General features: G+C 60.2%; 10 protein-coding genes. 8 read left to right on the forward strand and 2 right to left on the reverse strand.

Annotated features, from left to right (window positions below):
* Window positions 1–13: 13 nt before the first annotated feature.
* Together CO666_RS29360 and CO666_RS29365 are read right to left on the reverse strand one after the other, a co-directional pair.
* The gene (locus CO666_RS29360) at window positions 14–1414 is read right to left on the reverse strand and encodes a DUF3300 domain-containing protein (RefSeq protein WP_179869784.1); all 1401 of its coding nucleotides are present in this window, start codon (window positions 1412–1414) and stop codon (window positions 14–16) included.
* Between the two features lie 63 nt (window positions 1415–1477).
* Window positions 1478–1783: a hypothetical protein gene (locus CO666_RS29365; protein ID WP_245436886.1), complete on the reverse strand. Its 306-nt coding sequence runs from the start codon at window positions 1781–1783 to the stop codon at window positions 1478–1480.
* A 121-nt stretch (window positions 1784–1904) separates the two neighbouring features.
* On the opposite strand from CO666_RS29365, the gene CO666_RS29370 reads away from it, so the two are divergent.
* The 8 genes from CO666_RS29370 to CO666_RS29400 all read left to right on the forward strand — a co-directional run bounded on the left by CO666_RS29370 (window position 1905) and on the right by CO666_RS29400 (window position 11403).
* Window positions 1905–3728: a hypothetical protein gene (locus tag CO666_RS29370; protein WP_097615533.1), complete on the forward strand. Its 1824-nt coding sequence runs from the start codon at window positions 1905–1907 to the stop codon at window positions 3726–3728.
* Between the two features lie 141 nt (window positions 3729–3869).
* The gene (locus CO666_RS29375) at window positions 3870–4211 is read left to right on the forward strand and encodes a DUF3302 domain-containing protein (RefSeq protein ID WP_097615534.1); all 342 of its coding nucleotides are present in this window, start codon (window positions 3870–3872) and stop codon (window positions 4209–4211) included.
* Window positions 4211–5368, forward strand: coding sequence for an HlyD family secretion protein (locus tag CO666_RS29380; protein WP_097615535.1), 1158 nt, complete (start codon window positions 4211–4213; stop codon window positions 5366–5368). The genes CO666_RS29375 and CO666_RS29380 overlap by 1 nt, the downstream gene beginning before the upstream one ends.
* 71 nt (window positions 5369–5439) lie before the next feature.
* Window positions 5440–7191 (forward strand): SulP family inorganic anion transporter, encoded by a 1752-nt coding sequence (locus CO666_RS29385; protein WP_097615536.1) that lies wholly within the window; start codon window positions 5440–5442, stop codon window positions 7189–7191.
* Entirely contained in the window at window positions 7188–8036 is an 849-nt protein-coding gene (ppk2, locus tag CO666_RS29390; RefSeq protein WP_097615537.1) for a polyphosphate kinase 2, read from the forward strand. The genes CO666_RS29385 and ppk2 overlap by 4 nt, the downstream gene beginning before the upstream one ends.
* 49 nt (window positions 8037–8085) lie before the next feature.
* Window positions 8086–9240, forward strand: a complete 1155-nt coding sequence (locus CO666_RS29395) for an AI-2E family transporter (RefSeq protein WP_097615538.1) — start codon at window positions 8086–8088, stop codon at window positions 9238–9240.
* A 29-nt stretch (window positions 9241–9269) separates the two neighbouring features.
* Window positions 9270–9392 carry a hypothetical protein gene (locus CO666_RS34925; protein WP_280951834.1) on the forward strand — a complete coding sequence of 41 codons (123 nt, stop codon included), beginning with the start codon at window positions 9270–9272 and terminating at the stop codon, window positions 9390–9392.
* A gap of 88 nt (window positions 9393–9480) precedes the next feature.
* A complete protein-coding gene (locus tag CO666_RS29400; protein ID WP_097615539.1) occupies window positions 9481–11403 on the forward strand; it encodes a mechanosensitive ion channel family protein in 1923 nt (640 codons plus the stop codon).
* The last annotated feature ends 97 nt before the right edge of the window (window positions 11404–11500 follow it).

Below are 11500 nucleotides of genomic sequence, written 5' to 3' on the forward strand. Positions count from 1 at the left end.
GCATCTGCCAGTTTCAGCGGCGGCCGCCGCCGCCACGCCCGCCGCCGCCACGGCCACCACCGCGCCCGCCGCCACCATGCGACACGGGTGGCCGAGACCGCTGCTGCGTTGCCCGCGGTGCGCCGCGCTGGCCGCCACCCATGCTTTGGCCGCCGCGCTGGGAGTTCACCACCTCGCGGCGCCCCGATTGGACATTTCCGAGCGCGCTCTGCTGGCGGCCCCGGTTATCGGCTTTAGCGGCCATCTTGGGCTTGCCGGATTTCGGCTTCGCCTTCGGGGCAGCATTGACCTGACGATTGCCTGCGTTGGCGGGACGGGTGTCGGCGCGTGGCGCGTCTGCGCGTCTGGCCGTGTCGCCCACTGACGTTTTCGGATTGGATTTCAGCCCCTGCGCGGTATTCTTTCGAACGTCCGCGGCTCGGGCCCCGACATCGCCCCTCGACTGGTTTCGCTCCCTCTGGAGGTTGCCGGCCTGGTTCTTGAGCTGGTTGCGGCTGTCCGTCTGGAGATTGGAGCGGATCGCCGAGCGATCGAGCTTGTTCAGTTGATCCTTGCCGATGCTCAGCTTGCTGCGATCGACATTCTTCCAGTCGACATCGTTCAAGTTCATTTTTCCGTTGAAATTGCGGTTGTTGAAGCAATCGTTGCAATCGATGTCGACATCACCGTTCCAGCGCCCGCCCCAAACGCCCCAGTCATCCCAATTGACGATCGCAGCCCAGGCGACGCCGGTTACGGCGGCAGCGAAGAAACCGGCTCCGGGATAGTAGTAGTTGTCGTAGGAGTCCGGATAATAGGAGATCGGCGCGATGTCATAGTTCGGCTCGTACAACATTTCCGGCGCATATTGCGGGATGTAGACCTTCTCCGGGTTCGTGGGCTGGATGATGACGTTGTCGCCCTCGTTGACGATGGTGACCTTGTCGTCCGTCTTGATGATGTTCTTCGCGATGGCTTCGTCGCGAAGCTGCTGTATTGCGATGAGGACATCCTTCTGCTGATTGGTCAGCGCGTCTCCGAGCGACTGCGTCCACTCGAGATCGTCGCTCATCATCTTGACGACCTCCGGGTAGTTCAGCAGCGAAATCACACTTCCGTCCCATTCGCTTTTCGGCTGGAGGCTGGCATTCTTTTTCTTGGCTTCCAGGAAACGGGCCGCCTCGACGACCTGCAGGGGAAACAGCGAAGCCGCCGAGATCGCTGCGACGAGATCGTCCGGATAAAGCGCGATACGCGCCACGAGAACCTCGAGCTCGTCGTCGGAGAGCCCGGCCGCTTCCGCGGCCGGCGCCTGCACGGGCTCGGCCTTGGTGGCCGGCGCCGCCGTCTGCGCGTAAGTCCACGGCACGGGCGGCAGGGAAGAGATTGTTATGGCTGAAAAGCCGGCCAGCAGCCTGAAATATCTCGCTTTCATCACGCCTCGATCTCCTAAAAGCATGCCGCACAAAGCTGTGCAGCGGTTTTGCGACAACGCTGGCTATGGCATCGGATCGGTGGAACGCTTCAGTGACACGACCTTCGAACGAAGCACTGCATCTCCTATTTCCTCGACGAGCCCCTCGACCAGGCTGCCGTATTCCTGTCGCCGTCCCTCCCGAACGGTGACAGGAAGCAAATCTACGTTGGTGAGCGCCTCGATGGCTGCTGCCAGGTCCTGGCACATGCCGTGGAAATTCTCGTCCACGTCGAGAAGCCGTCGTGCCAGCGCAAGATGCTCGGGCAGATGGACCTCTAGCAGCGCAAGGATGGCCATTTTTTCTGGATCGCCTGCCCCCATATCCATCCCGCTCTTTGTCTTCGTGCAAAGCAGAGGAATTAATATATTGCATCAAGCTTATTTAGAGATGTAACATACAAGAAGCTACGGTCGTGGGCATGGCGGCTGGCTTCATCGGGGGGCGGCGATGCAGAGCGTAAGAGCAAAGGGACCGCCAAGTGCGGCAATTCCCACCATAGCGGAAACACGAGAACAGCTTGATCGCATCAGATCCAGCCGGGAGTTTCACGCACCTGACCGTGGGCGTAGATTTCTCGATTATATTGTCGAAGAAACGCTCGCCGAACGCGGGGCCTATCTGAAGGCCTACACAATCGCCCTGGAGGTATTTGGACGAGATGCCTCATTCGATGCCCAGAATGATCCCGTCGTAAGGATTGAGGCCGGCCGCATACGCCGCGCTCTGGAACGATATTATCTGGTCGCTGGCCAATTCGATAAGGTCATCATTACCATCCCCAAAGGCGGGTATGTGCCTTGCTTCAGGCACGCCGACACCTGCCCCGCGACAGACCCCGAGCCATCGGCGGAAGCGAGCGATAGCCCCAACCCAATCGTGCAACCCGTCATCCCTTCAAAATCTGCAGATCCCTTACCTGTGAACGAGAGCGCCGTTCAATCCGCTCCGGCGTCCTGGACCTTTTATGTGACGCCGGTGTCCCTGGGCCTGACCGCATTGATCGCGGTCTTCGCTGTTCCTTCCTTGTTCGGTTCCCTCTCGCGCCCCTCTAACTCCCCCACGGATCGGCCGGATTTTCCCCAAGTCCTTGTGGAGCCATTCGAGGACATTTCCGAAGCCGGCGCATCGGCAGGGATCGCCCGAGGACTGACAGACGAGGTCATTGGGCGCCTGGCAAAATTCCGGGAAATCGTCGTGATTTCCAATCTGCCTGCGGCATCGGCCGGGCAGCCGCTGTCGAAAGATCTGCAGGAACCGCGTTTTGCCTTGCAAGGTCGAGTGCGGGTGGAAGACAGCAGGCTGCGGTTGACCGCACGATTCGTCAACCGTCACGATGGGTCGGTGATCTGGGCGAACAGCTACGACAAGGACCTTCGCATACAGGATGTCTTGCAGGTTGAAGCCGACTTGGCCCAGGATGTCGCGACTGTACTGGCATCGCCATATGGGATCATTTTCCAGAACGATACCGCGAAAATATCGCCGTCCGCGCCCGACGACTGGGGTGATTATGCCTGCGCGCAATCTTACTACCGCTACCGTGTCGACCTCAATCCGAAGGGCCTGGATGCTGCCCGGACCTGTCTTCAGCAGGCAACGAAGCACCTCCCCGGAAATTCGACCTATTGGGCCCTGCTGTCGATGACCTATCTCGATGAGCTTCGGTTTCAATACAGTCGCGACAAAGCGCCTGCCCTGCAATCGCTGAAATCTGCCTTGGAAACCGCACGGCGCGCAGTCGACCTCGATCCGCAAAACGCCCGCGCCTTGCAGGCGCTGATGCTTGCCAACTTCTTCAGCGGCGATGTCGATGCGGCATTAAGCGCCGGCGCTGCCGCCTATGAGATCAACCCCAACGATACGGAGCTTGCCGGCGAATATGGATTCCGCCTGGCGCTTTCCGGCAAATGGGATACCGGCTGTGAATTGATGTCGAGAGCCATCAACAAAAATCCCAGCCCAAAAGGCTATTTCGAAGTGGGTCTCGCCATGTGCGCCTATATGCGGCGGGACTACCGGGCAGCCGAACTATGGGTCAGAATGGCGGATCTGCGATACAACTCCATACACCACCTTGTCCTGCTTGCGATCCTCGGCGCGGAGGGCAGGGTCGACGAAGCACGCGAGGAGCGCGCGTGGCTCGAGGCGAACGCACCGGCGTTGATGGCCAACATCCGCAACGAGATCGGCACCCGTCTGCCTCGTCCCGAGGATCAGCAACGCGTCCTTGCCGACCTGAAGGCGGCAGGGGTGGCAATCGCTTCGCAATAGTCGGCCGGACCCTGGCGCCATCCACCCTCTATAGATGTTACGTGATGCTACACGCGTTCGGCTGCTAACGGCGTTACTATCCGCCTTCACGCAAGGGCCGAACGGTTCGGCCATATTCCGCCGAAAGCGGAAGGGGGCGCCGTGTTTCTGGACTATTTTGCACTCGGGGTACTGCTTTTCACGGTCATAACGCTTTTCTACGCCGTGATCGCGATCCATGACATTCCGCACATCATCGCGAAGAAACGCAATCACCCGCATCAGGACGCCATTCATGTTGCCGGCTGGGTAAGCCTCTTCACCCTGCACGCCATATGGCCGTTTCTGTTCATCTGGGCCACCCTTTATCGAGAGGACCGCGGTTGGGGAATCAAGCCCGACGGCAAGCTGGCGGAAAACGTGGAGGCGAACGCCGAAATAGCACGCCTTCAAGCCCGCATTGCCGAACTCGAAGCGCAACCACTGGAGAGGGAGAAAGCCTGATGGACCTGCTCCTGATCCTCACCTATGCCGCAATCTGCTGGACGATCTTCAAGGTCTTCCGAATTCCGGTAAATCAATGGACTCTTTCCACGGCAGTTCTTGGCGGCATTTTCCTGATCTCAGCACTGCTGCTGATCATGAGCTACAATCATCCCTATTCGGGCGAAGGGCGTATCTACTTCACCTCCGCGCCGGTCATTCCGACAGTTGGCGGCCAAGTTGTGGAGGTCCCGGTCCAGCCCGACACGCCGCTGAAGAAAGGCGATGTCCTCTTTCGCATCGACCCGCGACCCTATCAGTTCGTCGTCGACCAGAAGAGAGCCGCTCTGGCGGAGGCCAAACAGACTGTCCTTCAATTGAAATCTGCGCTCGATGCCGCCAACGCCGCTGTGACAGGTGCCGAAGCCTCGCGCGACCGTTCTCTGCAAAGCTTCGAGAAATTCCAGCAATCGAACGAAAACGCCAAATCGAGCGGCAAAGGCGCTGTCTTTTCCGAACTCGAAGTCGAAAACCGGCGAGGCATCTATCTGACATCGGAAGCCACGGTCGAAACCGCCCGGGCACAAGCGGCGCAAGCCAGGCTCGCTTATGAATCGGAGATCAACGGCACGAACCCGACGGTCGCACGCCTGGAAGCCGAATTGGGCAATGCGGAATACGACCTCGATCAGACGACGGTTCGCGCTCCGAGCAGCGGCTACGTGGCGCAGGTTTTCCTGCGGCCGGGAATGATGGCAAACCCGCTGCCCTTGCGACCTGTCATGGTCTTCATCAACGCCGAAGACCGGACTTTGGCTGCTGCCTTCATCCAGAATTCGCTGCAGCGAGTCCGGGTTGGCGATGAGGCGGAAGTCTCGTTCAAGGCCGTGCCCGGCAAGATATTCAAGGCCCGGATCCAGGGCATCATCGATGTGATGGCGCAGGGCCAGCTTCAGCCGACGGGAGCGCTGATCGATCCGCAGTCGCCCGAGCGCGCCTCCCCGGGTCAAACGCTGGCACGCATCGAGATCCTCGAGGATACCAGCAAATACCAGCTGCCCGGCGGCGTCGTTGCCGACGTCGCCGTCTACACCGAGCACTGGCATCACGTCGCCGTTCTCCGCAAGGTTCTTCTGCGGATGAGCAGTTGGATGAACTTCGTTTTCCTTGAGCATTGAACGGACACGGCTGGGCTAAAGCCCAGCTGGACTTTCGGGAGACGTCGAAGCGCAATCCAGGGGGAAACGCGGTGATTGGAAGTTTCGGCATACCAATGCTGAAGGGGCTGGAGGGCTTCAACCGAAACTGGCTGCGAAACGATATCCCTGCCGGGCTGTCGATTGCCGCCGTCGGCCTGCCAAGCGCGATTGCCTACCCCGCAATTGCCGGTCTGCCCCCCGAAACGGGAATCTATGCGAGCATCGTCGCGCCGATTGCCTACGCCATTTTCGGGCCGTCCCGCCTGCTGGTCGTCGGGCCGGATGCGGCAACCATGACCGTTCTCGCCGCCGCGATGGCCACGATCATCGCAGTTGAGCCGGCAGCCGCAGGCGTGGACCGCATCGCGATAGCATCCGCCTTGGCGCTCGGCGTCGGGGTATTCTGCCTTGCCGCCAGGTTTCTGAGGCTGGGGGTCGTGGCCAACTTCCTCTCCCGCCCAATTCTCGTCGGATTCTTTGCCGGCGTATCGCTGTCGATCCTCGTCGGCCAGATCAATCGCTTCACCGGCGTCAAGATCGAGTCCGACGGGCTCTTTGCGCCGATCCTCGAAATAGTGCGCAAAAGCGCGTCGATCCATTGGCTGTCGCTGATTTTCGGCCTGTCGATGTTCGTGCTGTTGTGGGTGGTCCGGGCCGCGCGTCTCAAGGTGCCAGGCCCTGTTCTTGTCGTCGTCGTCTCGGTGATCCTGTCTGCCGTCTTCGACTTTCAAGGCCGCGGCATAGCCGTTGTGGGCGACATCCCTCACGGCCTGCCGAGGTTTTCGCTTCCTGCCCTTTACGAGATGCCGCTCGACAAGATCGTCCTTGGCTCCGCCGCTGTTTTCCTCGTCAGCTTCGGAGCGGGGATCGTCGCCGCCCGCAGTTTCGGCACGCGTGCCGGACAGGAAGTGGACGCGAACCAGGAATTGATCGGCCTCGGAGCGGCGAATTTCGCCCCCGGCCTTTTTGGTTCGTTTCCGATCAGCGTCTCGGATTCGAGAACGGCAATCAATATGTCTGCGGGCGGCGTGTCGCAGGCGGCGGGACTTGTCTCCGCAGCCACGCTGATTGCGGCTCTCGTCTTTCTGCACAGCGCCTTGCGAATATTGCCCCTGCCAGCGCTTGCGGCCATTCTGGCAATGGCGGCGATCGGCCTGATCGATGTTGGCGAACTGAAAAAAGTCTGGCGCATCAGCCGGATGGAATTCGTCTTTGCGCTGATCACCATGTGGGGCGCAATCAGCTTCGGCGTTCTGAACGGCGTCATTGTCGCGATTGCCGCAACCCTCGTCTATCTCTTGCGCAAGACCATGTATCCGCGCGACAGCCTTCTTGGCAGGATCGAAGGCCGGGAAGGCTTCTTTGATCTCGCCCGCTTTCCCCAGGCGCGCCCGCAAGAGGGGGTCGCGATATGCCTGATCCAGGGCAACATTCTGTTCTTCAACGCCGATTATGTCCGCACACGGCTGCTGACGATCGGCACGCAGCTTGCGCAGGGCACCAGATCCCTGCTGCTGGACGCAAGCGCCATCTCCCATATCGACAGCACCGGCGCAGCGGCCCTCGATGTCGTCGCAGAAACGCTCGCGAAACAGAACGTCACCTTCGCGATAGCCGATCTCAACGAGGAGAGCCGCGAGCTGCTCGACCGCGCGGGCGTGATCACGGCTCTCGGCCCGGGGAACATTTTCTCCGACAAGGACGAGGCAATGGCGGCCCTTAAACCGGCACGCGACGCAATTCAAGACAAGGCGGAAGAAACGAATGGCCCCGTCCAGGGTCATGAACGGAGGGAGTTATGAACAAGGGGTACGACGCAAATATCGAAGAGGCCGTGGCCGAGGCGAAACGCAAAGACAAGGACAAGAAGAAGAGATCCTGGAACTACGAAAAGGAGCTTCTTCGTCTACAGGTGGAAATCGCTCATCTGCAGGCCTGGGTGAAGAAATCGGGCGCCCGGATCGTCATCATCTTCGAAGGTCGCGATGCCGCCGGCAAGGGTGGAATGATCAAGCGCATCACCGAGAAGGTCAGTCCACGCGTCTTTCGCGTCATCGCGCTGCCCGCCCCGACCGATCGCGAGAAGTCGCAGATCTACATGCAGCGCTACATCACCCACCTGCCGGCCGCAGGCGAAGTCGTGATCTTCGACCGCAGCTGGTACAACAGGCCGGGAGTGGACCGCGTGATGGGCTTCTGCAGCGAAAAGAAGGCCGAGCGCTTTCTCGAGCTGGCGCCTCGCTTCGAAGCAGCGATCGTCGAAAGCGGTATCATTCTGCTCAAATACTTTCTGACCGTCAGCGAGGAGGAGCAGGAGCGGCGCTTCAAGCGCCGGATCGACGATCCGCTTCGGCAGTGGAAACTGAGCCCGATGGATGTCGAATCCTATCAACGCTGGTGGGATTATACGAAGGCCTACGATGCAATGCTGCGGATGACCGACAGCAATCACGCGCCGTGGTGGATCGTTCCGTCGGATGACAAAAAACAAGCGCGCATAAACTGCATCTCCCACATCCTGCAGTCGATACCCTATGAGCGCGTCAAGTTCGAGGCACCGGATCTCGGCAAGCGGCAGAAGCGCCCGGGCGGATATGTCGAAGATCAGAGCATTCGGCATGTCGTTCCCGACGTGACCGCGCGGTGAATGGCGGACCGATCGGCCGATCGACGGCAAACCAGACGGGCTGACCATTATGAATCTCGAGCAGACACGGGGCGAGGCGTTGAAGCCCGCAGACATAATGCAGACTTCGATCGAGACACGGGTCAGCGATCTCGTGCGGCTGGGAATCATCGCACTGTTCGCCTATTGGTCCTTCCGTCTGGTCGCCCCGTTCGCGCTGATCGTCATCTGGTCGGCGATCCTGGCGATAGCGATGTTTCCTTTGCACCAGATGCTGGCACGCGCCCTTGGAAACCGTCCGGTCATTTCGGCAACGATCATCGTCGTCGCCTGTCTGCTCCTCGTCATTGCCCCCCTGTCGCTTGTTGCCGTCAATTTTGCCGATGCGGCACAAGCTCTCATAGGAAGATTAAAGACGGACAATTTTGCCTTGCCTTCTGCTCCTCAAGGCATCCGGGAATGGCCGGTCGTCGGTGAACGCGTCTATGCCGCCTGGAACCAGATCGCCAGCAACCTCGCTGCATCGATCACCAAATTTCAGGCGCCTCTGCGCGAGATCGCCGGCGTCGTCGTCACCAAACTCGCCTCGATCGGCGCCGGCCTCCTGGGCTTCATCGTCTCCGTCGTGCTGTCCGGCTTTCTGATGACAACAGGCGAACGAATGAGTGCGATCGTGTCAGCGCTTGCCAACAGAGTTGCCGGCGACAGAGGCGTTGGTTTCGCCAAGCTTGCGGCCACAACCGTGCGCAACGTCTCACGCGGTGTCATTGGCGTCGCCTTCCTGCAAACGCTGTTATGTGGGCTCTGCTTCGTCATCTTTGATTTGCCGGCAAGAGGTGCGTTGACCTTTGCAGTCTTCATCCTGTGCGTCATGCAAATCGGCCCTGGCCTCGTGTTGATTCCGGCGATCATCTGGGCTTGGTTTTCCTGGCCGGTTTCGACATCCCTGGCATTTACTCTCATTGCGACGCCCATCACGCTTCTGGACAACGTGCTCAAACCTCTTCTCATGGCGCGAGGTTTGACGACACCGATGCCTGTGATCCTCATTGGCGTCATCGGGGGCACGCTGTCATACGGCCTGCTTGGGCTCTTCCTCGGCCCGATCGTCCTCAGCGTATTTTACGAACTGCTGCGAAGCTGGGCTTGGCCCTCACCAAAAGACGACCGGCCGGCAAACGGAGTCGAAGGGGATGACATCGTTGATCAGACCGATACCTGCTGACGTTTCCGAAGCCGAAGTGAGGAGAAAACATGTCGAAAGCGTCGACCCACTGGAGCGACAAAGCGCTCATAATCGTGCTGCGGATGCTCTTGGTCTTCGCCGTGGTTGGGGCGTTTTCAGTCCTGATCAAGTTCGGCCGGGCATTTCTGTGATCATCTCAATTTCTCTTCCACATGGCCCGACTCTCCGGCTAACCTTGCCCAAAGCCCACTTCCAGTTTCCGTTTCGAAGGACCGCAGAATGAAATGGATCGCGGCAATAGCCCTTTTTCTTGTCCTTGCGATCAATGCGCAAGCGCAGACGCCCGCCACGCCGGGGCAGCAGAAGATCGATGAGCTCGTCCGACTGCTCCAGGATCCCGAGGTGCAGTCCTTGCTCGAAGCTCGAAAATCTCAGCCTGCTCCGGAGCCGCCGGAAGAGATGGTGTTTGCGTGGAAAAACGCTATGCGGGCTCGCGTCGACGCGACGCTGGCGGCCCTTCCTCGCATACCGGCAGAGGTCGGGGCGGCCGTGACCCGCACGAGGCATGACGCACTCTCCGCAGGATATGCGCCGGTTTTCGTGATCCCGTTGTGCCTCCTGGCCGCGGGTATGGTCACCGAGCGGCTCTATCTCCGGGCAAGGGCCGGGGCCGCATCGTTGATGACCAAGCTTCTGTCCCTGGCGGTGTTCACCTTCGCAATGGGGCTGATATTCTTTGCGCTGCGATGGCCGCCATTGACCGAGGCGACTTTAATGCTCGCTCTCGCCGGCATCATCGCCTTTCGTGCAGTGTCGATCGCGATCGACTTCGCCGTGACCCGCCCTGAAATCCGAAGACGAATCCGGCTTTTTATCGGGGTGCTTTTCGTTGCGATCGCGAGCGCCATGCTTGGAAAACCGATCGGCATCGATCCGGCCGTGACACGTGCCATCTCCTGGTGTTTCTCGCTCGTCCTCGTGATCCTTGCTATCGAAGGTGTCATATCGGGAGTGGCCATGAGCCTCAAGGCGAGACTGGCCATAGTCCTTTCCGTTCTGATCCTCTGGGTGGTATGGTCGATCGGCCTCACCGGGCTTTTCCTGATCGGCGTCTACATGCTCCTTCTGCCGCCGCTGCTGAAGGTCGTCGGCAACGCCGCCGAGACTGCCAGTTCGGCCGAGCCGCGAAGCGTTCGGCAGGTCCTCTTTGTGCGCGGAAGCCGCGCGATCGTCCTTCTGCTTGCGGTGGCCTCTCTTGCCGCCGTCTCGAGAACGAGCACCACGTCCCTTATCGCAGGCAATCCCGCTGCGCAGGCGATCGCATATGGTCTCCTGAAGAGCCTGATTGTCCTCCTGCTCGCCGATCTCGTCTGGCACCTTTCAAGGGCATGGATCGATCGGATGCTGGCTTCGGCACCTGAAGGTGTCGCGCCCTCCCCTGCCGAGAGCGCCCGGCGCGCGCGTGTGCGCACTCTGCTTCCGATCTTCCGCAACATGTTGGCCGTATTGGTCGCCGTGATGGCGGCCTTGATCGTTCTTGCGCAGCTCGGCGTCGAAATCGGGCCGCTGATCGCAGGCGCCGGGATCTTCGGTGTGGCGCTGGGTTTCGGATCACAGACCCTCGTCAAGGACGTCATCAGCGGCGTCTTCTATATGCTCGACGACGCCTTCAGGGTCGGGGAATATATCCAGAGCGGCAGCTACAAGGGCACGGTGGAAGGGTTCAGTCTCCGCTCCGTCCGCCTCCGTCACCATCGCGGGCCGGTCTTCACCGTGCCTTTCGGCGCACTTGGCGCGGTCGAGAATATGAGCCGCGACTGGGTGATCGACAAATTCAGGATATCGGTCGGATTCGACACCGACATCAACAAGGCCCGCAAGATCGCCAAGGCGATCGGCGCCGAACTGCAGGCCGATCCCGAGGTCGGCCCACTGTTCATAGAACCGCTCAAGATGAAGGGCGTCGAAGAATTCGGCGACTACGGCATTGTGCTGAGTTTCGCGATGACGACGGTCCCCGGTCAGCAGACCTACATCCGCCGCAAGGCCTATTTGATGATCCGCGAGGCATTCAAGGCCGCTGGTATCGCATTCGCGACGCCGAGCGTGCAGGTCGGCGGCGATGAGAAGACCGGAGCAGCAGCCGCGATGATCGCCGCACGGGACCGCCAGGAAAAGACCGCCACTGCGGCGGAGGGTTGAGGTCGGCTGTGCCGAAACGCAAAAAGCCCCCGCGGGGGCTTTTGAGATAGTGAATGGAATTTGGTTGCGGGGGCAGGATTTGAACCTGCGGCCTTCA

The organism is Rhizobium chutanense (assembly GCF_002531935.1).
GTDB classification, from domain to species: domain Bacteria; phylum Pseudomonadota; class Alphaproteobacteria; order Rhizobiales; family Rhizobiaceae; genus Rhizobium; species Rhizobium chutanense.